This window comes from Shewanella sp. 10N.286.52.C2, from assembly GCF_002874545.1.
Taxonomy (GTDB): domain Bacteria; phylum Pseudomonadota; class Gammaproteobacteria; order Enterobacterales; family Shewanellaceae; genus Shewanella.
On the sequence record NZ_MCTV01000046.1, the window covers coordinates 82429 to 107254 of the forward strand.

A 24826-nucleotide genomic window follows, 5' to 3' on the forward strand; every position below is an offset into this window, starting at 1 on the left:
TATATGGAATATATAAAGGGCTATATTTGATGCTAAGTAAACATTGTGGGGTTTTGAAAAATGGAATTGGTTTCGATACCGGGTCAAGGGGCCAAAGGGAAAGTCTGGATAGTCGGTGCAGGGCCTGGAGATGTTGAGCTGCTCACCCTCAAAGCTTATCGGGTGTTAAAGCAAGCCGATGCTGTCCTGTACGATGCCCTCGTTAGCCAAGACATCTTAGATTTAATCCCACAAAGCGCTGAAAAAATTGCTGTGGGTAAACGTGCTGGCAAGCATAGTGCTGGGCAAGATGAAATAAATCAGTTACTGGTGACAAAAGCTTACACTCGCAAAAACGTGGTACGCCTTAAAGGTGGTGATCCGTTTATTTTTGGTCGTGGCGGTGAGGAGCTGCAAACCTTAGCAGAAACAGGGGTTGCTTTTGAGGTTGTCCCCGGTATTACTGCTGCTAGTGGCACAGCTGCTTATGCTGGCATTCCATTAACCCACCGAGATTTTGCTCAAGGAGTGACGTTTATTACTGGTCATTGCCAATTACAAAGTCGGCCGATGGACTGGCAAGGTTATGCAAATCCAAATAATACCTTAGTGGTTTATATGGGCATTTTGAACGCAGAGATTATCCGTGATGGATTAATGAGTAGTGGCCGTGATGGTGATACGCCTGTGGCTATTGTTTCTAAGGCGACGACCGCATCTCAACAGCGCTTTATCGGTAAGTTAAGTGAGTTATCGCAGCTGGCTGCAGATCCTGCTTTGCAAATGCCAGCATTGATGATTATCGGTGAGGTGGTGTCATTGGCAGACAGCCTCAATTGGTTTAATCCTCAAGAGTACTCAGCTGCACCAATTCAGTCTCAAGTGAGTATTTAGCGGATTTGATCTTAAGCTATATTTACCGATAATTTTGACCGCATGAATTTAAATGGCGAAGACGACAGTCTTGGCCATTTTTTGTTTTTAGCTGCTCAGGCTTGCCATTAACATGTTCATTTCATACTTATCCCATATTTGTCATTCTTATTGCTTCAAACTTAATTATTATCTCAGTGCTTACCTAGCAAATTTTGATTTCTGTAATTCTTATACAGCTTTTATTGAGATTAATGTGAACTGTGTCTATGTTAAATTGTGATACATGGGGTAGTTCAGCATTGGGTAGCGTTTTAGATGCTGTTTTTTGTGCTTTAGTTCCTGTTTTGAAATTGAATATCGGTCTTGGTTCAAATTTTTGGTCGAATTTAGGTGTTATTAGTACATTTATTTCACAATTTATTTAAAAGGTGTGACCTTAATAGCGGATTTAGGTCACAAATCTATTTATTATGTGGTATCTGAATTTTAAAGGTTACAAGTAATGGCTGGATCCTCAAATCAGGTTATAACAATTAAACGGGGCCTCGATGTGCCTATCGCGGGTGAGCCGCAACAAATAATCGACGTCACAGCAAAGCCAACCAGAGTTGCCATATTAGGCGAAGAGTATGTTGGTTTAAAGCCGACTATGTTGGTTGAAGAAGGTGATATCGTTAAAAAAGGCCAAGCGCTTTTTCAAGATAAAAAGATTGCCGGAGTGACCTTTACTGCCCCTGCGAGTGGCGAAGTGATTGCCATAAACAGGGGCGAAAAACGGGTGCTATTATCAGTGGTGATCCGTTGCGAAGGCGATGAAGCCGTGAGTTTTGCTACTAGCGATGATGTTTTGGCATTATCCCGCGAAGCGGTGCAAACCAATCTGGTTAACAGTGGGTTATGGACGGCATTAAGAACCCGCCCTTTCTCAAAAATTCCCGCGTTAGATACTAGGCCATCGGCAATCTTTGTGACCGCCATGGACAGTAATCCGTTAGCGGCCGATCCTCGCGTGATTATCGCTGAGCAGCCACAAGCATTTGCTGTGGGAATGCAGGCACTAACCCGGTTAACCGATGGTAAAGTGATGCTGTGTCATGATCAAGGTGAGGCGTTACCCGGCCATGATTTAGCTCAAGTTGAGTCATATCAATTTGGCGGCGTTCATCCCGCTGGGCTGGTGGGTACTCATATCCATCTGCTGCATCCAGTAAGTGTTGAGCGGGTAGTTTGGCATATTGGCTATCAAGATGTGATTGCCGTTGGCAAGCTGTTTCAAACCGGTGAGCTATTTAATGAGCGAGTGGTGTCATTTGCTGGACCCAATGTGTTAAAACCAAGGTTACTGCGGACCCAATTAGGGGCAGACTTGGGTGAGCTAGTCGAAAATGAAATTGAAGATATTCACTCACGGGTGGTATCGGGCTCCGTACTTTGTGGCCATACCGCAGTTGGGGTTTATAACTATTTAGGTCGTTATCATAATCAAGTTTGTGTACTAACTGAAAACGCCCGTCACGAGTTATTACCTTGGGTGCGCCGTAATAAAGAAAAGTTCTCACTGACAGGTATCATGATGTCAGGTTTTAGCCGTACTAAAAAACTGTTTGATTTTACCACCCATGCAGGTGGCTCTCCTCGTGCGATGATGGCTTTTGGTCAGCTTGCCCGCGTTATGCCTTTGGATATTTTACCGACCTTGTTGGTGAGAGATCTGGTGGTGCGAGATACCGATGAAGCACAGCTATTAGGCGCTTTAGAATTAGACGAAGAAGATTTAGCACTTTGTACCTTTGTTTGTCCCGGAAAGTATGACTTTGGTAAAGAGTTACGTGCTTGCCTAGATATCATCGAGAGGGAAGGTTAATGAGTCAGCAACAAAAGAAACCGGATCATCAAGATCGCTATTATGCTCATGGCGACTCGATGAAAAGTTACTTGCGATCCTTGTGGATTGCTCGTGGCCGCAGTACCAAAGGTAAAGTGCATGTTCGTGATGCCATTGATGTAAAACGTACCATGCATATTGTGGGTATGTGTTTACTGCCCGCCATATTTTTTGGGATGTACAACCTAGGCTTACAAGCGCAAATTGCCATCATGGCTGGGGCAACTCAACCTGAGGCTTGGCAGGCTGGCTTGTTTTCAATGCTGTTTGGCCAGTTAACCGAACAATCAGGTTTTGTCAGCTTAATGGCTTATGGTGCGAGTTATTATGTGCCAATTTACCTAATGACCTTGTTTGTCTGTTTAGTGTGGGAAGTGGTTTTTGCCAAAGTGCGGCGCCAAGAATTACATGAAGGCTTCTTTATTACAGCATTACTGTTTTCTATCATAGTGCCGGTATCGACACCCTTATGGATTATTGCTGTAGGAGTGACCTTTGGGGTTATCGTAGCCAAAGAAATGTTTGGCGGCATGGGTTATAACTTTTTAAACCCAGCGTTAGCCGGTTATGCCTTTATCTATTTTGCCTACCCCACAGAAGTCGCAGCCTTAAGCCAATTTGTTGCTGCTGATGGTTTTTCAGGTGCCACCACCTTAACCCAAGCTGCAGCCAGTCGCGCGAATATGTTTGCCGATGTTAGCTGGATTAGCGCCTTATCAGATCCTGCATGGATGGATGCATTTTTAGGCTTCACTCCAGGCTCTATTGGTGAAACCAGCACCTTAGCTATTTTGATTGGCGGCGGAGTATTGCTGCTAACTCGAGTGGCAGATTGGCGAGTGGTTGCAGGGGTTATGTTCGGCATGATCGCTACAGCAATATTGTTTAACTTAGTTGGACCTGCGAAAAGCTCTATGGCTTCTATGCCGTGGACATGGCATTTAGTTACCGGTGGTTTTGCACTGGGGATGATGTTTATGGCAACCGATCCTGTGACCGCCTCATATACCCGCAGTGGTCGATACGCCTATGGCGCGTTAATTGGCTTTATGACCATACTCATTCGAGTGTTGAATGTGAAGTTGCCTGAAGGGATCATGTTGGCGATATTGTTCGCAAATCTATGGGCGCCATTATTCGATTATCTGGTGGCTCGTGCCAACATTAAACGGAGACTAAAACGCCATGGCCTTTAAGAAAGATAGCATAGCTGGCACGATGATTTTTATCATCAGCCTGAGTTTGGTCTGTTCGTTTATGATCACCGGTACCGCTGAAATTTTAAAAGAACGTAAGCTGGTTAAAAAGCGTGATGAAGTGCAGCAGTTTGTATTACGGGCCGCCAATATTGATATCAGCAGCGGCGATTTTAGGGAATTATTTGAACAAAGAGTAAGCCCTAAAATGGTCAATCTAGAGTCGGGTGAGTTTGTTGATCATGACAATCTACTTGATTTTGATGAGCGTATGGCAGCGATAAACCCAGATACATCATCAAAACCTAAAAAAGATACCGCCAAAATTAAAAGCCGTGCGGATAATATCCGCGTATTTGAAGTCTTTGACGCTAATGGTCAATTATCCAGTGTGGTGATGCCCATTTATGGTAAAGGACTGTGGTCGATGATTTATGGTTATTTAGCCCTTAAGCCTGATTTAAATACCGTTGAGAATATTATTTTCTACGAACACGGTGAAACCCCTGGTATTGCTGATTTTGTAACAGATCCCCAGTGGACTGACTTATGGAAAGGTAAGCAGCTATTTGATGATAAAGGCAAAATTTCCATCAAGGTTATCAAAGGCGGTGCTAAAGCTGGCGATATTCACGGTGTTGATGGCGTTAGTGGCGCAACCCGAACGGGCATGGGCATTCAACGTGCGGTTGAATTTTGGTTTGGTGTAGAAGGTTATCAAACCTTTCTTAACCAGTTTGCCACTACGGAGGCGAAATAATGAGTACGACTATCTCAACTAAACAAATTCTGACCTCACCGATTTTTGCCAATAACCCAGTGGCGATGCAAGTGCTAGGGGTCTGCTCTGCACTGGCTGTGAGTAATTCAATGCAAACCGCATTGGTAATGACACTGGCGGTGACCTTTGTTTTAGTGTGCTCCAATGTGATCATTTCGAGCATTCGCAATTTTATCCCTAGCAGCGTGCGTATTATTGCGCAAATGACGGTGATTGCCTCTTTGGTAATTATCGTTGATATGGTGTTGCAGGACGTGGCTTATGAGCTTTCAAAGCAGTTATCTGTATTTGTCAGTTTGATTATTACCAACTGTATCATCATGGGCCGCGCAGAAGCCTTTGCGATGAAATACCCACCGCATTTGGCATTTGTTGATGCGCTAGGTAATGCCATGGGCTACGGGGTGATTTTATTAAGTGTCGCCTTTGTGCGTGAGCTACTAGGACGCGGAACCTTATTTGGCAAAGAGATATTTACCACTATCGAAAACGGTGGTTGGTATCTTGCCAATGAAATGTTCACCTTGCCACCAAGCGCATTCTTTTTGATCGGCGTGATGATTTGGGCGATCAATGTTGTGCAGCGTAAGAGAGGATAATGGCAATGGAACACTATATTAATTTATTTATTCAAGCGGCCTTTATCGACAACATGGCACTGTCTTTTTTCTTAGGCATGTGTACCTTCCTCGCGGTGTCTAAAAAGGTCTCAACCTCATTTGGTTTGGGCATTGCAGTGATTGTGGTGATGGTATTAGCCGTACCGGTAAATCAGCTGATTTACGTGAATATCCTTGCGCCAGGTGCACTGGCATGGGCAGGCTTCCCTGAGCTTAACTTAAGCTACTTACAGTTAATTACCTTTATTGGGGTGATTGCCGCTTTAGTGCAGATTTTGGAGATGTTTTTAGAAAGATACATTCCAACTCTGTATCAATCTTTAGGTATTTTCTTACCGCTACTAACGGTGAACTGTGCCATTTTTGCTGGGGTTATTTTCATGGCCAACCGTGATTATAACTTAGGCGAATCTGTGGTGTTTGCAGCAGGTAGTGCAGTGGGCTGGGCGATGGCCATTGTCTTACTCGCCGGGCTGCGTGAACGGATGAAATTTCATGCTATCCCACTAGGGCTGCAAGGAATTGGCATTACCTTTATTACTACAGGTTTAATGGCATTAGGTTTTATGTCATTTGCTGGCATCACTTTGTAAGGCGTGAAAATGCAAACAAATTTGAATTCGCTTATAGATGACTCACTCATGCTTGAATCAGTGGTTTTGGTAAAACTGACCCATGAGACTGCTTGTTATCAGCAACTGTTGAGAAGGTGCATTTAATGGAAATGGCAATTGGCATAGGCATGTTTACCATAGTGGTAAGTTTGCTGGTAATGATAATTTTATTCGCCAAAAGCAAATTGGTGGGTACGGGTGATGTCACCATCGGCATTAATGGTGATGCAGACAAAAGTGTGTGCACACCTGCTGGTGATAAACTGCTTGGCGCACTGGCGAGCAACAGTATTTTTATTCCATCGGCCTGTGGCGGTGGCGGCACCTGTGGCCAATGTCGGGTCACAGTGAAATCAGGTGGCGGTGATATCTTAGCCACAGAGCTTGACCACATCACCAAAAAAGAAGCCAAAGAAGGCTGCCGGTTAGCGTGTCAGGTTGCGGTGCGCACCGACATGGAACTAGAAGTGGATGAAGAGATCTTTGGGGTTAAAAAGTGGCAATGTGAGGTAGTTTCTAATGACAACCAAGCGACCTTTATTAAAGAGCTGCTGCTGAAAGTCCCTGAAGGGGAGGATGTTCATTTCAAAGCCGGTGGTTATATTCAAATTGAAGCCCCTGCCCATGAGGTGAAATACGCTGATTTTGATATTCCTGAGCAATATCGTGATGACTGGGATAAGTACGACTTATTTAGCCTAGTTTCAACCGTTGATGAAGATGTATTGCGTGCTTATTCAATGGCGAACTACCCTGATGAAAAAGGCACCATCATGCTGAATGTGCGTATTGCTACGCCGCCAAGCAATGATTTACCACCAGGGCAAATGTCGTCATATATCTTTAATCTAAAGACTGGCGACAAGGTAACTATTTCAGGGCCCTTCGGTGAGTTTTTTGTCAAAGAAACAGACGCAGAAATGGTGTTTGTTGGTGGTGGTGCAGGTATGGCGCCGATGCGTTCGCATATTTTTGATCAACTTAAGAGTAAGCAAACAAAACGTAAAATGTCTTTTTGGTATGGGGCGCGTTCAGCGCGAGAGATTTTTTACCAAGATGATTTTGATACCTTAGCCGCTGAAAATGACAACTTTGAATGGCATGTAGCTTTGTCAGAGCCTTTAGCTGAAGATAACTGGACCGGCTATACCGGCTTTATTCATACGGTATTATTGGAAAACTATCTTAAGAATCACAAAGCGCCAGAAGATTGTGAGTTCTACATGTGTGGCCCTCCAATCATGAACTCCTCTGTGATCAGCATGCTAGAAAGCTTAGGTGTTGAAGAAGAAAATATCTTGCTAGATGACTTTGGTGGCTAGTGTTTAGTTACTAATGTTCAAAGTAAGCTAACTAACAGTAAGCGTTTCAAAACAAAAAAGCTGAAACCTAGGTTTCAGCTTTTTTTGTCTAAAATTTATCGAGTCTAGAGTTTGTCGAGCTTAAAATCTTGATGTTTACCTTGTAAGCTAGGTTCAAGGTGTAACCCTCCCTTATATCGCTGCTATTTTTATATTGATAACAGATTACATGCATAAGTGAAATGAGGTCAAATTGCGATGGTTAACATCTCCTGTGATTAAAGACTAAATTAAAAAGGGGGCAAAATGTTTCATGACCACCAACTCTATTCTCCATTTATATTGGCACTTTTTACGTAGACCATAACTTCGATTTAACCAATTGCCTGCCGCAGGCTTATGTGCAGATACAACTGCGAGACGCCGCAAGTACATCCATGTAGGCTCTGCCAAAACATCCATGTTTTGGAAGTTCGCTGCTGCATCTACACTGGGATTATTGCTTCTTCGATTTGACTGTATTAGTGCCAAGTAAAAGATTAAAAAGATTAAAAAGATATAAAGCTAAAAATCCAAAAGGCTCAATTTGAATTGAGGACGTTGAAGAAAATAGCGTGATGCTCACATGGATGTGAGCATAGCTTTCGCGGTGCAGGGATGCACCATCGGAAGCGTTAGCATTTTCGAATAAGACCGAAGCAGTCTACAAACGAAGTTAAAAGCCGGATCAATCCCCATCGAAAACTATGCGCTTTTCAGCATTTTTCGTTAGGGGCGCTGAGGGTTTGTTAAGGGGGACAAGCGCTTTCCCCCTTGACTCTGGTGTGGGCGAAGCGCCACGACGTTAATCCAAACGGAGTTTGGAAATATTTAAAAAAATAAATCAGGTGTGAACGAAGCGCCACAATGTTAATCCAAACGGAGTTTGGAAATAAAGGATGTAGGTCTAAATCCGATGTAAATTAAACCAACACTTGTTTAAGCACTCTTTGCCAGTTACCACCTAAAAAGCGGTCTCTATCGCTCGACTTATAACGTGCTTTGGCCAGTGCATCGTCAATGCGACTCATTCTGTCGATATGGTTAAATTCTGGGATCACCACATGCTCTGGGGTATGGTCAAAGCCTAATACATTTTTATCAGCAAGACTTTGCCACCAACCCAGGTATTGTTTTACCCCTTCGGCGTTATTGTTATTTAACGCCAGTAAGTTTTCTTGGCCCCGCAGTGGGAAATCATTGGCAATGGCTACTGCATCCATGCCGCCCAGTCTAGCGACCCTATCAAGTTGGCGAATATAATCATCAATGGTCGGCACAGGCTTATTGGTGAGCCAAAAGCTCATCATGAAAATACCAAACACACCGCCAGTGTCGGCAATAGCGCGGATCACTTCATCGGGTGAGCAGCGAGCATTATTGACGATGGAGCGCACAGCGCCATGGCTTTGCACTATGGGTTTAGTGGAGACTTTAGCGGTATCCAGTGCGGTTTGCGGACTTGAGTGACTGACATCGATAAGAATATTGTGACGATTAAGCTCGGCGATTAATGCCTTACCATCAGCGGTCAGTGGCTTATTGAGGCTTTGAAAGCCATCATTGTCTAATGCGCCACCGGCAAAGCGGTTGCCGTAGTGGTGGGTTAATTGCAGCACCCGTAAACCATGTTTGTGAAATTGGTCTAGTTGTGGCCAAGGCTTATCGCCACTGTTAGCGTTATCGGCATCGGCTTCAACACAGTCAGCGCCTTGGATTTGAAAGTACACCGCGGTGCGCTGCTCATTTCGGGCTTTGGCAATGTCGTTGCCTGTTAGCCCTTGTAATAAAACTGAAGGGTTATCATCGACCACTTTTTTAGCTTGTTTTATACTTTCAATACAGGCTTGGTAGGTGCGTTTGTAATTGGTGGTGCCATCGGGCTGTGTAATAGTTTCGATAGCGGAGATATCACAGATGTAAGCATCAAGTTTTGATTCGCGAACATCTGCTAGGTTTTCGGGCAGAAATGATAAACCATCAATATAGAGGCGCTTTTTGGAGGCGGCAAACACAGAAGTGCTATACAGCGGGCAAAGTAAGCTGGTTGCAGCGATCCCTTTAAGTAGGGTTCTTCTGTTTTGGTTACAAGCGCTTTCAGACATTGTTATTCCTTTTAACGCTCGTAATCATTATTGATTAGTTTGCGGCGTATTGCTTAATAGCATTGGCGAGTGCGGTAAGCCCATTGGTACGAGAGGGGCTTAATTGGCCGCTAAGTCCTAATTGTTCAAAATACTCAGTTAAGTCAAATGCACTAATGGCGGCACTGGTTTTTGTATGAGTTGCATATAACAGTATAGCAATTAGACCCTTAACTATACGTGAATCACTGTCGGCACAAAAAAAATGTTTGCCATCAATCGCTTTATGGTAAAGCCACGCTTGGCTTTCGCAGCCTTTGACTTGGGCTGACTCTAGCTTAAAGGCATCATCAAGTGTCGGTAGGGCTTTACCAACCAGCATGATTTGACGGTATTTATCTTGCCAGTTGCTTGCTGACTCAATCGCGCTGACGGCTTGTGCGACCTTATTATCTAGCGGTTTAAAACAGTGCTCTTGGGGTTGTGGTAATTGGTTAGTCATTTTCTCAATTTACTATCAGGTGGTGGAGAGTATTTGCAGCTATAAAGCTAAGGTTAAAAAGCCAGCCTAAAACATAAGCCTAATACTAAGGCTAAAACATCAGGCTATAACTTAAAGCTATAACAGTAGATCTTTGACATTACCCAGCGCCGCGATAAACAGGTCAATGTCTTGCTTATTAGTATAGAGGCCAATGGATGCTCGGCAACAACCTTTAATGTTTAACTGCTGCATTAATGGCATGGCGCAGTGGTGGCCACAACGAACGGCTATGCCTTGTTGATCAAGTAGTATCCCAACATCTTGATGATGCTCTTGTGCCAAGTTAAACGCAACCACGCCAATATTATGCGCCGTTGCACCAATAAGGGTTATATCGCCTAAGTTTCTGAGTTCATTTTGCAAATAGTTCAGTAAGCTTTGCTCATGGGCCAGTAACTCAGCTTTTGGCAGTCCATTGATAAAACTAATGGCCGCGCCTAAACCGATAACCGCTGAAATCGCTGGGGTGCCGGCTTCTAATTTATTGGGTAACTCCCCAAAGGTGGTAGCTTCAAAACTCACCGACTTTATCATTTCGCCGCCTGTTAGCAGCGGTTCAAGCTTATCGAGTTCGGCATAACGACCATATAAGATCCCAACGCCAGTGGGGCCATACATTTTATGGCCTGAAAACACATAAAAATCGCAGTTAATTTGTTGTACATCGACATCGATATGAGCGATGGCCTGAGCGCCATCAACAAGGGTGAGAGCCCCTACTTGCTGGGCAAGCTCAACTAATTGGCTGACATCATTTACCGACCCCAGCGCATTGGTCACATGGCTTATGGCCACAAGCTTAGGTTTTAAACTAAGCAGTGCTGAATAGGCATTGATATCAATGGATAAATGCTCATTCAGTGGAATGGGTTTAACCACAGCGCCGGTATTTTTGGCCAATTGTTGCCATGGTACTAAGTTGGCGTGATGGGCGGCGCTATCAACTAAAATAATATCATTAGCTTTAAGCTGTTTGCTTAAGCCTGCAGCGACCATGTTGATCGATTCAGTGGTGCCGTGAGTGAAAATAACTTCTTCAGTTTGGCTAGCATTAATAAATTGCTTAACTTGATGACGAACGTGTTCATAGTTGGCTGTGGCTCTGGCTGATAACTGATGGGCGGCGCGATGCACATTAGCGTTATCATGCTGATAATACTGAGTCATTGCCTCAATGACACTAACAGGCTTTTGGCTGGTGGCTGCCGTATCTAAATAACACAATGGATTATCATCTAGCTGTTGATCCAATATTGGAAACTGAGATCGAATAGCTTGGTGATCAAAGGCATTATTAATTAAAACGGTATCCACAGGCACTGTCATTGAAAGCTCGTTAAGTTAATGATGAATCGCTGAAGTTATCGCTTCAGCATAAGAAAAGCGCTACGATCTTCATAGATTGTAGCGCTTATTGCAAGCATCAATATGCTGATTGGCAAAAGGTCTTATTAACCCCTGTTATTCACACTTGTTATGGGCAAGGCAAGCGATAAAGGTTAGACAGCTCGTTGATGCGGCCAATAAGCTCTGCGGACAAACTAACATCAAGGCTATCGATATTTTCTTTTAACTGTTCAAGATTGGTAGCGCCAATAATGTTTGAAGCGACAAAGCGTCTTGAATTAACAAAGGCTAAGGCCATTTGGGTTGGCGACAAACCAAACTCACGGGCTAAATCCACATAAGCTTGAGTAGCTTCAATTGCCATTGCTGTGCTGTTATAGCGGGCAAAGCGCTTAAATAACGTTAATCTGGCGTTTTCAGGCCACTGATTATTTTCATATTTACCTGTTAATGCGCCAAAAGCTAAAGGCGAGTAGGCCAGCAAAGGCAATTCTTCACGGTGGCTGATTTCAGACATGCCCACCTCAAAGCTGCGATTAAGCAAACTATAAGGATTTTGCACACTGACGATGCGGGGTAAGCCATGCTTTTCAGCTAATCGAAGGTATTGCATTAAGCCCCAAGGGGTTTCATTGGACACGCCGATATAGCGCACTTTTCCTTGGCGGATGACTTCAGCTAATGCTTCTAAGGTTTCTAAAATAGGGGTTTGATGTTCATCATCCAGTTGGTCGTAAAGTAGCTCACCGAAGTAATTACAGTGTCTATCAGGCCAGTGCAGCTGATATAAATCAATGGTATCGACTTGTAGTCGCTCTAGTGATGCATCAACCGCTTGGTGGATGTTGACCCAATCTAAGGCCATGTTTGGTCTAACAAAATCACTTTTAGGGCCTGCAGCTGACACTTTTGATGCAATGATTAAATTATCGCGATTGCCTCTTTGCTTAAGGTAGTGACCAATAATGCGCTCGGTTTCACCTTGGGTGTCAGCATTGGGTGGCACTGGATACATTTCTGCGGTATCAATAAAGTTAATTCCGCGGCCAATGGCGTAATCCATTTGTGCAAAAGCTTGGGCTTGGGTATTTTGTTCGCCCCATGTCATGGTACCAAGACAAATCTTGCTAACATCAAGGCTAGAATGCGCTATGCGTTGATATTCCATTTAATTCTCCTATGGAAACGAGTTACTTCGAAGTTAGCAATCTTTATCCATAAAACAAAGTAACTTATTCCTATGGGCAAACTAATTGTTGAAAAATTCAGCATTCATAAAAGGCGCCATCGCTAAAATAATCGCTTGGGTGTAAATGCTTTCGCGGGTTGCTAAGCCGTGAGTGAGTAATCCAATTGCGCCGCCTTTTTGCTTAATGTTGTGGGTATTAAAGAGTTTATCCATAACATGGCCCAGCTCTTCACCTTGCTCTAGCGCTTGGTAAACTTGAGTGGGTAATGGCAGTAGCGCGCTGCGACCAACTGATAGTTGTTGCTTATGAATGATGGCCATATAAGCAAATGTCGCAGGGCCATGGTCAAAATTATCAACACCGCCTTCCATCGCGATAAAAAAGTCAGCCTCTTGGGCATTTGATTGGTATTGCGACTGGCAAAACTGGGCGCGATTAATGGCCCCTAATTTGGTTTCTGCATCTGTCATGGGTTGATCGGCCACTAACGAGGGCGCATGCATGCCGCTGCAATTGATTTTACGATCAGGAAAATACTGACTGATGGCCACTTTGGCGGCATTGATTTTTACGGGGTTATTTGAGCCGACAATAATCGTTAATGGTGCTTGAGGCATAAATTAGTATCCAAGTTTTACTGAACAGTTGGTGATTTTGCTACGTCATACGCTAAACTGGTGCGCATTGAGTATCTTAAGCGATTTTATAGAGAAGTCATTATGGCGAAGAAGTTTTATGTGGTTTGGGCAGGGCGTGAGACCGGCATTTTTACCAGTTGGGATTATACCAAGAAGCAGGTGGATAAATTTCCCCAAGCAAAATACAAATCTTTCCCGACTGAAGCAGAGGCTAAAGCGGCATTTGGCGCATCGGCAAGTAAAAGTATAGGTAAAGCGGCTTTTAGCGCGAAAAGTAAAGCTAGCACTGCGACTAAAACAACATCGACCAGCAAAGCTAAGATTGATTTATCCACTCATGAGGTGATGATATTCACTGATGGCGGCTGTGAGCCCAACCCTGGTAAAGCGGGCTCAGGAATGGCGATTTACCGTAATGGCGCAGTCGCTGAGTTGTGGTTTGGTTTATATAATCCCAATGGCACCAATAATAGCGCCGAATTGAATGCGCTTTATCAAGCGATATTAGTGGCACAAAAGGCCATTAAGGCTAATCAAACGGTTAAAATACTCAGTGACTCCCAATATTCGATTAATTGCATCACTAATTGGGCTTATGGCTGGAAGTCAAAAGGCTGGAAACGCAAGACTGCCGGTGATATCGCCAATCTTGAAGTCATTAAGCAGGCTCATGAACTTTATGATGCCATTAAAGATGATATGGAGATTGAACACGTTGCCGCTCATGTGGGGATTGAAGGCAATGAATTGGCCGACCGTATGTCGATTTATGCCATTGATCAAAAACTGACTGGGTTTGTCAAATATGACAAGGCGCTGGATGTCGCCGCCATATTAAGTTTAAGAACGGGCTAGCGATATTGTTATATCGTATATAACTTCAGTTGAGTCGAATTTACCGCTGTAAAAATGTAAATTCGACGCTTTGCTGGGTGAATATTAACTTTGCTTTTAGCTTACTTATCTATTTCCAGCTAACTTTCTTTTTCAAGCTAATCTTCTATTTCAAGCTAACCTTCTCGTTTCCCTTTCGACAGTGATAAGGCTATTTTATCATCGAAAAACCTTGAGTTACTTGATTGAAATAGTCAAGTATTCACTAGGTTATTAGTGTTTAAACCCCTTTGGCTTGTGACTTTGCAGTACATTCGCAGTTGATCATTTGTATCTAATGTTGGCAATTAAATTAATTGTTGTTAATGAAGCTGTATTAGTAACCAAGTTAATATTTGATCATGCGCACATTGCGCCTCTCTTATTGCTGTGTGGGATCAAAAAAATGAACTAGGTCACTATTCTCAAATAAGAACACTGTATTCTCCGTGCCAAATTAGTTACCTCAAAGGTTATTCCATGCAAAGAGATTCAATCAGTGCGCAGGATGTTGCTGTAGCAACTCAAGGTGAGCAAACTCAAGTTAAAGGCTGGAGTCGTCAAGATACCACTTGGATGTTAAGTCTATTTGGCACCGCTGTTGGCGCCGGTATTTTGTTTTTACCTATTAACGCGGGTATGGGCGGTTTTTGGCCTTTAGTCATGATGGCCGTTATTATTGGACCTATGACTTACCTTGCTCATCGCGGTTTATCTCGCTTTGTGTGCTCTTCTAAGAATCCGGGTAGTGATATTACTCAAGTGGTAGAAGAGCACTTTGGCGTTAATGCGGGTAAAGCGATCACGCTGTTATACTTCTTTGCTATTTTTCCTATTGTGCTTATCTATGGTGTTGGTATTACTAACACAGTTGATAGCTTTATTGTTCACCAGCTTGGCTTTGCCTCACCGCCACGTTTTTTATTATCGGCATTACTTATTATTGGCATGATGTCAGTGATGGTTGCGGGTGAAAAATTCATGCTGAAAGTGACGCAATTTTTAGTCTACCCACTGGTTGCGATTTTGGCATTTATGTCATTTTACTTAATTCCTGACTGGAAAATGGATGCTTTGCAAGTGGTGCCATCGGCAGGTGAGTTTTTTGGTACTGTTTGGTTAACTATTCCAGTATTGATCTTTGCTTTTAACCATTCTCCTGCAATTTCACAATTCTCTGTGTCACTTAAGCGTGAGCATGGCAACAATGCAGCTAAAAAAGCAGATGTGATTTTACGTAACACCTCAATGATGCTTGTAGGCTTCGTGATGCTGTTCGTGTTCTCTTGTGTTTTATCATTAAGCCCAGCGCAACTTGCTGAAGCAAAGAGTGAAAACTTAGCTATTTTGTCTTACTTAGCCAATGTTCACTCAAGTGGTTTTGTGAGCTACTTTGGCCCTATTATTGCGTTTATTGCGATTATTTCTTCTTTCTTTGGCCACTACTTAGGGGCGACTGAAGGTTTAAAAGGCATGATCACTAAGCAATTACGTAGCAGTAATAAAGAAGTATCAGAGGCTAAGCTAAATAAATTCATTTTGGCTTTCATGTTCTTCAGCATCTGGATTGTTGCGGTTATTAACCCAAGCATTTTAGGCATGATTGAAGCGTTGGGCGGTCCGATTATTGCTGCAATCCTTTATCTAATGCCTATGTATGCTGTCCATAAAGTACCTGCGCTAAAAGCTTACCGTGGCCGCATTAGTAATGTGTTTGTGGTTATTGCTGGTTTACTGGCTATGACAGCGATTCTATTTGGCTTAATGAGCTAAATTAATTCAAGTTTTGCTGTAGTAGAGGAGTATCTTTGATGCTCCTCTTTTCTGTTTTATCTTTGCTGTTTTAGTGTGTTGTTTTGGTCCAAGTGAATTAAGTTAACTCAACTGATTAACTACAATCGATGTTGATTTGACATGATAGCCAAAACCGCGCGCTTAGATACAAAAGTGTTGAGGTACATCTATGTTTAGTGCATTTGAAATCTTTAAGATTGGTATTGGGCCATCAAGCTCGCATACCGTAGGCCCAATGAAAGCGGCTAATCGGTTTGTTGATGATTTAATTGAACAAGGACAGCTAACACAAATTACTAAATTTACCGTGGATGTTTATGGTTCTCTTTCACTAACGGGAAAGGGTCATCATACTGATATCGCTATTATTATGGGTTTAGCCGGTAATGAGCCTGAAACTGTGGATATTGAAGCTATTGAACATTTCATTGCTCAAGTGGCTAAAACCGAAGAAATTATCATTGGTGATGCGATTCATCATGTGGCGTTCCCTACTGATGCATTAGTGTTTCATCCTGAAACGCTGCCATTACATGAAAATGCGATGAAGTTGCATGCTTGGATTGGTGATGAGCGTGTTTACTCAAATACCTACTATTCAATCGGTGGTGGCTTTATTGTTGATGAAGCTGAGTTTAATCAAACACACTCTAATGGGGTAAAAGTACCTTATCACTTTAATTTTGCTGATGAACTCATGGCGCACTGCAAAGAGTCAGGTTTAAGCATCAGCGGTTTGATGAAGCAAAATGAGCTGTGTTTTCGCACTGAAGAAGAGATGTACACTGGCTTTAGTTTAGTATGGAAAACCATGCAAAACGCCATTGAAAAGGGCTGTCATACTGAAGGGGTGTTAGCGGGGCCGCTAAAAGTGTCACGTCGAGCGCCAGCGTTACATCGTGAGTTATTACGCTGTGAGCGTTTAAGTAATGATCCAATGGAAATAATTGATTGGGTTAACTTATTTGCCTTAGCTGTGAGCGAAGAAAATGCTGCTGGTGGCCGCGTGGTGACGTCACCAACCAATGGCGCTGCTGGGATTATTCCTGCGGTATTAGCTTACTATAATAAGTTTATTCAAAAGGTTGGCCCTAAAGAATGCAGTCGTTATTTTTTAGCAGCAGCGGCAGTCGGCTCGCTTTATAAACGTAATGCGTCAATCTCTGGTGCTGAAGTGGGCTGTCAGGGTGAAGTGGGTGTGGCGTGTTCTATGGCGGCGGCGGGCTTAGCTGAGTTAATGGGCGGCTCACCTTCACAAGTGTGTATGGCGGCTGAAATTGGCATGGAGCATAACCTTGGCTTAACTTGCGATCCAGTCGCAGGTCAAGTGCAGGTGCCTTGTATTGAGCGTAATGCCATAGCATCGGTTAAAGCGATTAATGCCTCACGTATGGCGCTTCGTCGTAATTCAGAGCCTAGAGTAAGCTTAGATAAAGTGATCGCGACTATGTATGAGACTGGCAAAGACATGCACTCTAAATACCGTGAAACCAGTCAAGGCGGCTTAGCCATTAAAGTGACTAACCTTTGTGCTTAATTTTTAGTTTGAGATAACAGCTTGAACTCAATAAAAAAGGCTTTCATTTGAAAGCCTTTTTTATTGAGATTTTTTGATAGTTGACGCTGATTAGTGAGCTTCTGGAAGCTGTTCAAACATCAAATAATGGCTTTGCTCCATGCCGAGTGCCTTATAGGTTTGCTGAGCGGCATGATTATCATGCTCTACATATAATCTGAAACTGGCCGCGCCGCCCATGTCCTCAGCCATTGCTTTAACTTGCTGATAAAGTTTGCCATATATTCCTTGGCGGCGGTTTTGCGGGCGTATATACACACTTTGGATCCAGCAATAGTTAGTTGCGCGCCAATCACTCCATTCAAGGGTGACCATTAATGAACCCACGATGTCACCATCTATCTCAGCCACTAAATAAAAGCCTTTTTCTGGGCTGCTTAGCATAGTGCTCACCCCTTTAGTGAGCTGTTCATTATCCAAGTGAAGCTGCTCAGTTTCCATTGCCATGGCTTGGTTAAATTCAACTAATGCTGATAAATCTGATAGTTGGCCTTTTCTTATTTTCATTGTGGCTCCTTGATATAAAAATAGTGCTAATTTTTATTCGACTAAAGTCTAAGCTGCTATGCTTAATAATTATACTTGTTTTGTTTTTGGGGGCAGTTATGGCAAAGCCACATGCTCAATGTCAATCAGGATTAAATTCTACGGTTCAGGCTAATAAAGCTGTCAGCTCATCGATTTACCGACGCTATCAATTTAGGGTTAGGCGATATTTTAGCCACCCTAATAGGATTCACTTAGCTCATGCTACTACAGTCAGATCGCTTACACAGCCTTCGATTAATCATTTGTTGCATTTTTTGCTCACCATAGTCACCTTTGGCTGTTGGGGCATGGTCTGGTGGTGGTTAATCTTAAAATCACGTGGCGAGGGCAATAATTTTCTCGCGGGATTTGATGATGATTACTGGAGTTACTTAATTGAAAGGGAGCGACCTCCGGCAGCACTTTATACTCTAAAGGTCGGTACTGATGAGGCTGAAACTGTTTTTGAAGCTTAATGCGCTTAAACCCTGTAATTTATAGTGTATAGACCTTATAAGGTGACCTAGATCATCTAATGTAGTTGAGGTGTCATGCTAGTATGCGTCGCCGATTTTTATCGTGATATATGCCACCTTTAGCGGTGCATTCGTTAGTCATATCATAAGCAGCGTACTTAATTACTCAACTATCAATTTTACAGGGTTTTAAATCATGTCAAAACATGCTCCTTCACTTCTTGGTCGGGCCTGGTCTCGCTGGATGTCAGTTCCTTTGTGGTTACAAATCCTCATAGGTATGGTGCTAGGTATTATTACTGGGGTAAGCCTAGGTGAAGATGCCAACTATTTAAAACCCATTGGTACTTTGTTTGTAAATACCATCAAAATGTTAATTATTCCTTTGGTATTTTGCTCGCTCATTGTTGGTGTGACCTCGATGCAGGATACGGCGAAAATGGGCCGAATTGGCTTTAAGTCTTTTGCCTTTTATTTAGGTACCACTTCGATTGCTATCAGTATTGGCCTGCTTGTCGGTTATATCATGCAGCCTGGTGCAGGTCTTGGTCTTAAAGGGGCTGCAGCTGCAGCCGATGTAAAGCAAGCGCCAAGCTTAATGGATACCTTGATTAATATTGTGCCGACTAACCCTGTCGCGGCACTAGCCAGTGGTCAAATTCTGCAGGTAATTGTATTTGCTGTGGCATTAGGTATTTCACTGGTGTTAATCGGCGAGCGTGGCAAGCCTGCGATTAAGCTATTTGAAAGCTTAGCAGAAGCCATGTACAAGCTGACTGACATGGTGATGAAGTTAGCACCTTATGGCGTGTTTGGCCTGATGGCTTGGGTTGCAGGTGAGTATGGCTTAGAGATGTTGTTGCCGCTAATTAAAGTCATTGTAGCGGTTTATTTGGGGTGTGCATTACATATTCTTGGTTTTTACAGCTTAGTATTAACTGTGTTTGGCAAACTCAATCCGCTGCAGTTTTTTAAAGGCATTGCTAATGCGATGGCGGTGGCATTTACCACTTCAAGTTCAGCAGGAACCCTGCCTGCGAGCATGAAGTGTGCCAGTGAAAACTTAGGTGTGAATAAAAAGATTTCAAGCTTTGTATTGCCACTGGGAACCACCATTAATATGGATGGCACAGCGCTTTATCAGGGCGTGACTGCGTTATTTGTTGCTCAGGCATTTGGGGTGGATTTAACTTGGGTTGAATACATAACGATTATTCTTACCGCGACTTTAGCCTCAATTGGCACTGCGGGTGTGCCTGGCGCTGGTTTAGTGATGTTGACCTTGGTGTTAACAACGGTAGGCTTACCACTTGAAGGTGTGGCAATTATTGCCGGTATCGACCGAATATTAGATATGGCGCGAACAGTGGTTAACGTTTCAGGAGACTTAGTGGCAACGACTATGATTGCTCGCTCTGAAGATGAACTTGATGTTGAGCATTATAATGCGGATATGGAGCAGTCTGCGATGATTGTGCAGCAGGCAGAAACTGAATTACAACAAACTGAGTCACAGGTAAAAATACCTAGCTAGCATCATGCTGTGAGCGATTGATACAAAAAGAGTGAAGCCATGGCTTCACTATTTTTTTGTTTAATCGCAAGCTAATCTTGTTTAGCCAATACCAATAAGGTGGCGCCATCTTGAGATTTTAGTAATAGCTTACCCGATTTCGCTTGTTTGATATTGGTGACTAACGTCATTGCTTTCATAATACTTTGCTCTTGCTGCATCAATACTTCAACACAGGCCATTCTGGTAGTGCCTGCAGGCGTTAAGCTTAGCTTATCTTGTTGCTGGCTATAATCACCAAAGAAGCGGTTACAGCTGTTGTTGCCAGATAATTTACCTTCTTCAGCAAAGGTAATTTGTGCAGGGCTATTATCAATCACAGGATTTGATAGCGCGGTTTCAATATGCCAACTGCCAAGTAGATTGACTTGTTCAACTGGAGGCGGCGCACTTTGACAAGCACTGAGTCCAAAAATAATACCACACGCGCCGAGGAGAGGTTTGAACATGAGAGGCATTTCCAAATAGGGTCGTTAATAGCCATAGTATATACTGAGTCACATTGATTTTTTTCATCTTGAATAATAATTAATGATAATTTACTGATTTTATTACCGCCTTATTTAATCAATAAATGTTAAATCAGCCGAATCTGCCCGATAAGGCGATACAATAAGGCTATTAGCCAAAAAGAGTGAGTTTAATGAGTAACATTTTTAAAATTTTGCATGCCGTTGGATTGATTTTTGTCGCCGTCGGCGCTGGTTTGTATTTATTCACTGAAGTGGCTAGTCAAGTCTCTGGCATGTTAGTCGTGGCGTGTTTAATTGGGCTTGGGTTTGTCATCATGGCGCCTTATCCGGTAGCCCTGGTTTTTAGTTGGGCGCAAAAACAAGCCGTAAACTCAACTGATGATGAGCAAGATAAATGAAAGTTAGTTATCGATTAGCCCAACGAGATGATGCCGCTGAAATTGCTCAGCTTGAGCTAACTCATATGCATGATGAGCTAGGGTCAAATGGACAGGGGATGGCAGGGCAACACTTTTCGGAGCCGCAAATTACCAGCTTAATTAATCAAGGCTGGATAATGCTGGCTTGCTGCGATAGCAAGATTATTGGTTATGTTATTGCTGGCCCTTGGTCCCTATTTAAATCTTGGTCTATCTATCAAGCGATATTAAAGCGCTTACCCAGTATCGAAATGGGTTATAGCCGTTTATCTGAGAGTAACAGTTGCCAATATGGTCCTATTTGGATCCATAGTAATCATCGCGGCCAAGGTATTTTTGAACAACTGGTTAGTCAGTTAGCAAGGCATGTAGGCAAAAAGCTACCTTATATGGTCACCTTCATTGCTGAAGATAATGCATTATCTTTTGCCGCACATACCCGTAAGGCATCGATGGAAGTGGTCGATTATTTTGGCTTTCAGCAGCGTGATTATTATTTACTGGTGTTAGCTAATTAGTATCGTACTCTCATCGAAAAAGACATCAAGATGAGGTTTAAGAGGTCACTATGGAACAAAATACAACTCAGCTGTTTAATGAGTTATTTGCATCTTATTTGTCGTTAAGACTATCAGCATTCGAGAATTTAAAAATTGTAGTGGGTGTGCTTGCGGCTAATGATTTGGATTGTGAAGCATTTGAGCTTAATAAGCAGCCGACAACCAGCGGGAATGCTCAGTCAATATATGCAGTAAAATGGCAAGACCAATGGATTTTATGCGGGCGTTCAAATGGTTATCAAGAGCAAATTGTGCTGAGTACTGACAATCACCTACTTGATACTGACAATGGTCGAGTGATGAATGTACCAGTTTTATCATTACAGCAGATTTCCTTTATGTGTGTCGAAACTGCGCATTTTGATCACTGTTAACGAAACGATTATTAACGCGAAGTTTTTAACAAGCGGTTGCTTTTAAACTATTTTCTAGAAGAAAGTTGAGTCTGCAGCTGCATTAGCACCAATGGTTTTTGTGGTGAATGATGTTTTAGATAAAGTTGTTGAATATCATTTGTCGCCAGTTTTACCTCATTGAAGCCATGCTCTTGATAAAGTTGGGTTAAATGGGGTAAGGAAAATACAAAACATTGCTCGCATTTTAGTTTTTCAGCAATGAATGCTAGCAATGTATGGGCAAGTCCACCGCCTCTATACTCACTAGCAACGACAAGGCCGGTTACCAACTGATATTGGCCAATGGGCTTTATTCTTACTACCGCAATAATACTATTGTCAGGATTATTGCGACTCTTTCCTTTAGCAATAGCGGCACTAGAAACTGTATTAACAGGTTCATTCATTTCTTTATCAATATTCGACTGCTGTAACTGAGTATCTTGAGCCATGATCACCGCTATATCTTCTTTCATTGTTGGCTTTGAATAAGGCATCTGTTGTTTGTAAAACTGTTTCAGCATTGACCAGCGCTTTTGTTGCCCGGCTGTCATCGCTGGTGCTATTGACGTTTTGAATTGAGTGACATCATCAAATAACCATTGGGTTTTACGCATTAAATTTTTACCTATTGAGTATGTAGAGCGATAAAGTTCTGAAAGGTGAAAGCTCATTCTTTTGTTATTGGATGGCACAATTTTAATGTTTAATTGATGGCTTAGATAGAAAAGACTCGCTTCATTACTCCCTTGTTAGAATTGAGCAATTGTCATTCTGAACAGCGGTTTGATATCTTGCAAAGGAGTTTCATCTTTAACCGATCAAAATGTGTTGGGTTAACATATTTTTAAAACCTATACAGCGTACATACCTGACATAGTACTGTTAAAGTTGAATGTGATTTACCCTATTAAGAATATTTGCGAGAGCCTAATGTTATTGTCGCCACAACAGTTAAGTAAGCAACAAATATATAAGTTATTGATTGGTGGAGTAACGCCTAGACCCATCGCATGGGTTTCCACTATTTCTGTTGATGGGGTGGCCAATTTAGCACCTTTTTCGTTTTTTACTGTGGCCAGCGCTAACCCGCCAGTGCTGTGTTTCAACCCTATGGGCATGGATGATGGTCAGGAAAAGGATACGTTAACTAATATTCGCCAACAGGGTGAATTTGTCATCAATACAGTGAGCTATCCTGATTTAGCGGTGATGAATGAAACTTGCCATCATATTCCTGCGGATATAGATGAATTTGAGTATGCCAACATTGAAAAAGCCCCAGCATCTATAGTTAAGCCGAGTCTCGTTAAGCAAGCGCTAATTAGCTTTGAGTGCCAGCTTAATCAGATTATTGATTTGGGCAATGAACCGTTATCTGGCCATTTAATATTAGGTAATGTCGTCGCTATTCATGTTAAAGATGACATCATTGAGGATTTTAGAATCGATAGTGACAAATTAGATGCCATAGGAAGAATGGCCGGCAGTGATTACTGCTTAACCAGAGAGAAGGTTAAGCTTACTCGTAAGTAGTGACAGTTTATGTGCTCTGCAGAACTGTAGCGAAATAAAACTATAGCGAAATAGTCCAAGTTGAATCAATCAGCAAATTATAGATATAAAAAAACCGTCAATTGACGGTTTTTTTAGTTTTACATACTGTAATGAGGGCTAATTATAGACCGGCATCAGCACGTAAGATTTCAGCTTTATCAGTCGCTTCCCATGGGAATTCGTTACGGCCGAAGTGACCATAAGCAGCAGTTTGTTGGTAAATTGGACGAGCCAAATCCAACATCGCTGTTAGGCCGTAAGGGCGCAGTTCGAAGTGTTGACGAACTAACTTAATTAATACGTCTTCTGATACTTTACCGGTACCAAATGTTTCGATGCTAATTGAGGTAGGCTCTGCTACACCGATTGCATAAGAAACTTGGATTTCACAACGATCTGCAAGACCTGCAGCGACGATGTTCTTCGCTACATAACGTGCTGCGTATGCAGCACTACGGTCAACTTTTGATGGGTCTTTACCTGAGAAAGCACCACCACCATGACGCGCCATGCCGCCATAGGTATCAACGATGATTTTACGACCGGTTAAACCACAGTCACCTACAGGGCCACCAATAACAAAACGGCCAGTTGGGTTGATGAAGTACTTAGTATCTTTGTTTAACCACTGTGATGGTAAAACTGGCTTAATGATGGTTTCCATTACGCCTTCGATTAAGTCTTCCTGACTAACATCTTCACGATGTTGAGTTGATAGAACGATTGCATCGATACCAACAATTTTACCTTCATCATAAGCAAAGGTAACTTGGCTTTTTGCATCTGGGCGAAGCCAAGGTAAGGTGCCATCTTTACGTACTTCAGATTGACGTTTCACAAGTTTGTGAGCGTAAGTAATAGGAGCAGGCATTAATACGTCAGTTTCGTTGCTGGCATAACCAAACATTAAACCTTGGTCACCAGCGCCTTGTTCTGCAGGATCACTGCGGTCAACACCTTGGTTGATATCAGGAGACTGCTTACCAATGGCATTTAAAATGGCGCAAGAATCAGCATCAAAACCCATATCAGAATGAGTGTAACCAATTTCACGCACTGTTTTACGCGTGATTTCTTCGATATCAACCCATGCAGAAGTTGTGACTTCACCACCGACTAATACCATGCCTGTTTTTACGTAAGTTTCACAAGCAACACGCGCTTTAGGGTCTTGCTCTAAAATTGCGTCTAATACTGCATCAGAAATCTGATCAGCGATTTTATCTGGATGACCTTCTGAGACCGACTCAGAGGTGAACAAGTGGTTTGCCATAATGGGAAATCTCGTCTTTTTGAATTTGAACGTGTAGAGGTATCTACATCTAGACGTCTATTTTAGTCGAATTTAAAAATGATAACACCCCCCAATACGATAATAAGTCAAAAATTGTGCAATGCCGCAAATAATTAAATTCAACCTAAAAGCTTGTTTAGGAATTAGTTGTGCTTATCTTTATGATTGTATTAGTTTAATGTGTTTTTTGTGGTGATATTTTTTAAGGCTGTAT

The 24826-nt window shown here is 42.5% G+C and carries 24 protein-coding genes and 1 pseudogene; 16 read left to right on the forward strand and 9 right to left on the reverse strand.

Features of this window, described 5'->3' with window-relative positions:
* Nucleotides 1-60 precede the first annotated feature (60 nt).
* The 7 genes from cobA (at nucleotide 61) to nqrF (ending at nucleotide 7273) form a co-directional block, all read left to right on the forward strand.
* Nucleotides 61-873: a uroporphyrinogen-III C-methyltransferase gene (gene cobA / locus BCU94_RS15775; RefSeq protein WP_102438453.1), complete on the forward strand. Its 813-nt coding sequence runs from the start codon at nucleotides 61-63 to the stop codon at nucleotides 871-873.
* A gap of 484 nt (nucleotides 874-1357) precedes the next feature.
* Nucleotides 1358-2719: a Na(+)-translocating NADH-quinone reductase subunit A gene (locus BCU94_RS15780; RefSeq protein WP_102438455.1), complete on the forward strand. Its 1362-nt coding sequence runs from the start codon at nucleotides 1358-1360 to the stop codon at nucleotides 2717-2719.
* Complete coding sequence (locus BCU94_RS15785) at nucleotides 2719-3936, forward strand: NADH:ubiquinone reductase (Na(+)-transporting) subunit B (RefSeq protein WP_102438457.1); 1218 nt, start codon at nucleotides 2719-2721, stop codon at nucleotides 3934-3936. Before BCU94_RS15780 ends, BCU94_RS15785 begins: the two co-directional genes overlap by 1 nt.
* Nucleotides 3926-4696, forward strand: coding sequence for a Na(+)-translocating NADH-quinone reductase subunit C (locus BCU94_RS15790; RefSeq protein ID WP_102438459.1), 771 nt, complete (start codon nucleotides 3926-3928; stop codon nucleotides 4694-4696). Before BCU94_RS15785 ends, BCU94_RS15790 begins: the two co-directional genes overlap by 11 nt.
* On the forward strand, nucleotides 4696-5316 hold the full coding sequence (locus BCU94_RS15795) for an NADH:ubiquinone reductase (Na(+)-transporting) subunit D (RefSeq protein ID WP_076540771.1): 621 nt from the start codon (nucleotides 4696-4698) through the stop codon (nucleotides 5314-5316). Before BCU94_RS15790 ends, BCU94_RS15795 begins: the two co-directional genes overlap by 1 nt.
* A gap of 5 nt (nucleotides 5317-5321) precedes the next feature.
* Nucleotides 5322-5930 (forward strand): NADH:ubiquinone reductase (Na(+)-transporting) subunit E, encoded by a 609-nt coding sequence (gene nqrE, locus BCU94_RS15800; RefSeq protein WP_076540866.1) that lies wholly within the window; start codon nucleotides 5322-5324, stop codon nucleotides 5928-5930.
* A gap of 125 nt (nucleotides 5931-6055) precedes the next feature.
* Nucleotides 6056-7273, forward strand: a complete 1218-nt coding sequence (gene nqrF / locus BCU94_RS15805) for an NADH:ubiquinone reductase (Na(+)-transporting) subunit F (RefSeq protein ID WP_102438461.1) — start codon at nucleotides 6056-6058, stop codon at nucleotides 7271-7273.
* 941 nt (nucleotides 7274-8214) lie between these two features.
* On the opposite strand, the gene BCU94_RS15810 is transcribed toward nqrF, so the two are convergent.
* From BCU94_RS15810 to yjjX, 5 genes are all read right to left on the reverse strand, one after another.
* Nucleotides 8215-9396 carry a membrane dipeptidase gene (locus tag BCU94_RS15810; protein WP_102476920.1) on the reverse strand — a complete coding sequence of 394 codons (1182 nt, stop codon included), beginning with the start codon at nucleotides 9394-9396 and terminating at the stop codon, nucleotides 8215-8217.
* 34 nt (nucleotides 9397-9430) lie between these two features.
* Entirely contained in the window at nucleotides 9431-9877 is a 447-nt protein-coding gene (locus tag BCU94_RS15815; protein WP_102439723.1) for a SufE family protein, read from the reverse strand.
* 117 nt (nucleotides 9878-9994) lie between these two features.
* Nucleotides 9995-11245: a cysteine desulfurase gene (locus tag BCU94_RS15820; protein WP_102476921.1), complete on the reverse strand. Its 1251-nt coding sequence runs from the start codon at nucleotides 11243-11245 to the stop codon at nucleotides 9995-9997.
* Between the two features lie 148 nt (nucleotides 11246-11393).
* Nucleotides 11394-12434, reverse strand: a complete 1041-nt coding sequence (locus tag BCU94_RS15825; protein ID WP_102476922.1) for an NADP(H)-dependent aldo-keto reductase — start codon at nucleotides 12432-12434, stop codon at nucleotides 11394-11396.
* Nucleotides 12435-12515: 81 nt separating this feature from the next.
* A complete protein-coding gene (gene yjjX, locus BCU94_RS15830; RefSeq protein WP_102476923.1) occupies nucleotides 12516-13073 on the reverse strand; it encodes an inosine/xanthosine triphosphatase in 558 nt (185 codons plus the stop codon).
* A 102-nt stretch (nucleotides 13074-13175) separates the two neighbouring features.
* On the opposite strand from yjjX, the gene BCU94_RS15835 reads away from it, so the two are divergent.
* The 3 genes from BCU94_RS15835 to BCU94_RS15845 all read left to right on the forward strand — a co-directional run bounded on the left by BCU94_RS15835 (nucleotide 13176) and on the right by BCU94_RS15845 (nucleotide 17298).
* Nucleotides 13176-13949 (forward strand): ribonuclease H family protein, encoded by a 774-nt coding sequence (locus tag BCU94_RS15835; protein ID WP_102439719.1) that lies wholly within the window; start codon nucleotides 13176-13178, stop codon nucleotides 13947-13949.
* A gap of 498 nt (nucleotides 13950-14447) precedes the next feature.
* Nucleotides 14448-15740 carry a serine/threonine transporter gene (locus BCU94_RS15840; protein WP_102476924.1) on the forward strand — a complete coding sequence of 431 codons (1293 nt, stop codon included), beginning with the start codon at nucleotides 14448-14450 and terminating at the stop codon, nucleotides 15738-15740.
* A gap of 190 nt (nucleotides 15741-15930) precedes the next feature.
* Entirely contained in the window at nucleotides 15931-17298 is a 1368-nt protein-coding gene (locus tag BCU94_RS15845; RefSeq protein WP_102439717.1) for an L-serine ammonia-lyase, read from the forward strand.
* Between the two features lie 90 nt (nucleotides 17299-17388).
* Here BCU94_RS15845 and BCU94_RS15850 read toward each other — a convergent pair whose 3' ends face one another.
* Nucleotides 17389-17844 carry a GNAT family N-acetyltransferase gene (locus BCU94_RS15850; RefSeq protein WP_102439716.1) on the reverse strand — a complete coding sequence of 152 codons (456 nt, stop codon included), beginning with the start codon at nucleotides 17842-17844 and terminating at the stop codon, nucleotides 17389-17391.
* Nucleotides 17845-18119: 275 nt separating this feature from the next.
* On the opposite strand from BCU94_RS15850, the pseudogene BCU94_RS19830 reads away from it, so the two are divergent.
* Both BCU94_RS19830 and BCU94_RS15860 read left to right on the forward strand, forming a co-directional pair.
* Nucleotides 18120-18341, forward strand: a pseudogene (locus BCU94_RS19830) (hypothetical protein); the annotation flags it as partial.
* Between the two features lie 196 nt (nucleotides 18342-18537).
* Nucleotides 18538-19875, forward strand: coding sequence for a dicarboxylate/amino acid:cation symporter (locus tag BCU94_RS15860; RefSeq protein ID WP_102439714.1), 1338 nt, complete (start codon nucleotides 18538-18540; stop codon nucleotides 19873-19875).
* 71 nt (nucleotides 19876-19946) lie between these two features.
* Here BCU94_RS15860 and BCU94_RS15865 read toward each other — a convergent pair whose 3' ends face one another.
* On the reverse strand, nucleotides 19947-20363 hold the full coding sequence (locus BCU94_RS15865; RefSeq protein WP_102476925.1) for an META domain-containing protein: 417 nt from the start codon (nucleotides 20361-20363) through the stop codon (nucleotides 19947-19949).
* Nucleotides 20364-20557: 194 nt separating this feature from the next.
* On the opposite strand from BCU94_RS15865, the gene BCU94_RS15870 reads away from it, so the two are divergent.
* Genes BCU94_RS15870 through BCU94_RS15880 form a run of 3 tightly spaced genes read left to right on the forward strand, consistent with a single transcriptional unit; the run spans nucleotide 20558 to nucleotide 21740 of the window.
* Complete coding sequence (locus BCU94_RS15870) at nucleotides 20558-20785, forward strand: hypothetical protein (protein ID WP_102439712.1); 228 nt, start codon at nucleotides 20558-20560, stop codon at nucleotides 20783-20785.
* Nucleotides 20782-21324 carry a GNAT family N-acetyltransferase gene (locus tag BCU94_RS15875; RefSeq protein WP_102476926.1) on the forward strand — a complete coding sequence of 181 codons (543 nt, stop codon included), beginning with the start codon at nucleotides 20782-20784 and terminating at the stop codon, nucleotides 21322-21324. The genes BCU94_RS15870 and BCU94_RS15875 overlap by 4 nt, the downstream gene beginning before the upstream one ends.
* Before the next feature lie 50 nt (nucleotides 21325-21374).
* A complete protein-coding gene (locus BCU94_RS15880) occupies nucleotides 21375-21740 on the forward strand; it encodes a hypothetical protein (RefSeq protein ID WP_102439710.1) in 366 nt (121 codons plus the stop codon).
* A gap of 47 nt (nucleotides 21741-21787) precedes the next feature.
* On the opposite strand, the gene BCU94_RS15885 is transcribed toward BCU94_RS15880, so the two are convergent.
* Nucleotides 21788-22378, reverse strand: a complete 591-nt coding sequence (locus tag BCU94_RS15885; RefSeq protein ID WP_157937399.1) for a GNAT family N-acetyltransferase — start codon at nucleotides 22376-22378, stop codon at nucleotides 21788-21790.
* Between the two features lie 316 nt (nucleotides 22379-22694).
* Here BCU94_RS15885 and BCU94_RS15890 point away from each other — a divergent pair, with 316 nt between their 5' ends.
* A complete protein-coding gene (locus BCU94_RS15890) occupies nucleotides 22695-23297 on the forward strand; it encodes a flavin reductase family protein (RefSeq protein WP_102439708.1) in 603 nt (200 codons plus the stop codon).
* Between the two features lie 142 nt (nucleotides 23298-23439).
* Here the strand turns inward: BCU94_RS15890 and metK are convergent, their stop codons facing one another.
* A complete protein-coding gene (metK, locus tag BCU94_RS15895) occupies nucleotides 23440-24591 on the reverse strand; it encodes a methionine adenosyltransferase (RefSeq protein ID WP_102439707.1) in 1152 nt (383 codons plus the stop codon).
* Between the last annotated feature and the right edge of the window lie 235 nt (nucleotides 24592-24826).

What these genes read in the sequence shown, in the direction of transcription:
- BCU94_RS15875 (WP_102476926.1), top strand. Translation starts at nt 20,782, where the DNA reads ATGAAAGTTAGTTATCGATTAGCCCAACGAGATGATGCCGCTGAAATT.
- nqrE (WP_076540866.1), top strand. Translation starts at nt 5,322, where the DNA reads ATGGAACACTATATTAATTTATTTATTCAAGCGGCCTTTATCGACAAC.
- BCU94_RS15790 (WP_102438459.1), top strand. Translation starts at nt 3,926, where the DNA reads ATGGCCTTTAAGAAAGATAGCATAGCTGGCACGATGATTTTTATCATC.
- nqrF (WP_102438461.1), top strand. Translation starts at nt 6,056, where the DNA reads ATGGAAATGGCAATTGGCATAGGCATGTTTACCATAGTGGTAAGTTTG.
- BCU94_RS15795 (WP_076540771.1), top strand. Translation starts at nt 4,696, where the DNA reads ATGAGTACGACTATCTCAACTAAACAAATTCTGACCTCACCGATTTTT.
- BCU94_RS15835 (WP_102439719.1), top strand. Translation starts at nt 13,176, where the DNA reads ATGGCGAAGAAGTTTTATGTGGTTTGGGCAGGGCGTGAGACCGGCATT.
- BCU94_RS15850 (WP_102439716.1), bottom strand. Translation starts at nt 17,844, where the DNA reads ATGAAAATAAGAAAAGGCCAACTATCAGATTTATCAGCATTAGTTGAA.
- BCU94_RS15810 (WP_102476920.1), bottom strand. Translation starts at nt 9,396, where the DNA reads ATGTCTGAAAGCGCTTGTAACCAAAACAGAAGAACCCTACTTAAAGGG.
- BCU94_RS15820 (WP_102476921.1), bottom strand. Translation starts at nt 11,245, where the DNA reads ATGACAGTGCCTGTGGATACCGTTTTAATTAATAATGCCTTTGATCAC.
- metK (WP_102439707.1), bottom strand. Translation starts at nt 24,591, where the DNA reads ATGGCAAACCACTTGTTCACCTCTGAGTCGGTCTCAGAAGGTCATCCA.
- BCU94_RS15785 (WP_102438457.1), top strand. Translation starts at nt 2,719, where the DNA reads ATGAGTCAGCAACAAAAGAAACCGGATCATCAAGATCGCTATTATGCT.
- BCU94_RS15865 (WP_102476925.1), bottom strand. Translation starts at nt 20,363, where the DNA reads ATGTTCAAACCTCTCCTCGGCGCGTGTGGTATTATTTTTGGACTCAGT.
- BCU94_RS15870 (WP_102439712.1), top strand. Translation starts at nt 20,558, where the DNA reads ATGAGTAACATTTTTAAAATTTTGCATGCCGTTGGATTGATTTTTGTC.
- BCU94_RS15890 (WP_102439708.1), top strand. Translation starts at nt 22,695, where the DNA reads ATGTTATTGTCGCCACAACAGTTAAGTAAGCAACAAATATATAAGTTA.
- BCU94_RS15780 (WP_102438455.1), top strand. Translation starts at nt 1,358, where the DNA reads ATGGCTGGATCCTCAAATCAGGTTATAACAATTAAACGGGGCCTCGAT.
- BCU94_RS15825 (WP_102476922.1), bottom strand. Translation starts at nt 12,434, where the DNA reads ATGGAATATCAACGCATAGCGCATTCTAGCCTTGATGTTAGCAAGATT.
- BCU94_RS15815 (WP_102439723.1), bottom strand. Translation starts at nt 9,877, where the DNA reads ATGACTAACCAATTACCACAACCCCAAGAGCACTGTTTTAAACCGCTA.
- BCU94_RS15880 (WP_102439710.1), top strand. Translation starts at nt 21,375, where the DNA reads ATGGAACAAAATACAACTCAGCTGTTTAATGAGTTATTTGCATCTTAT.
- BCU94_RS15885 (WP_157937399.1), bottom strand. Translation starts at nt 22,378, where the DNA reads ATGCGTAAAACCCAATGGTTATTTGATGATGTCACTCAATTCAAAACG.
- cobA (WP_102438453.1), top strand. Translation starts at nt 61, where the DNA reads ATGGAATTGGTTTCGATACCGGGTCAAGGGGCCAAAGGGAAAGTCTGG.
- BCU94_RS15845 (WP_102439717.1), top strand. Translation starts at nt 15,931, where the DNA reads ATGTTTAGTGCATTTGAAATCTTTAAGATTGGTATTGGGCCATCAAGC.
- BCU94_RS15860 (WP_102439714.1), top strand. Translation starts at nt 18,538, where the DNA reads ATGTCAAAACATGCTCCTTCACTTCTTGGTCGGGCCTGGTCTCGCTGG.
- BCU94_RS15840 (WP_102476924.1), top strand. Translation starts at nt 14,448, where the DNA reads ATGCAAAGAGATTCAATCAGTGCGCAGGATGTTGCTGTAGCAACTCAA.
- yjjX (WP_102476923.1), bottom strand. Translation starts at nt 13,073, where the DNA reads ATGCCTCAAGCACCATTAACGATTATTGTCGGCTCAAATAACCCCGTA.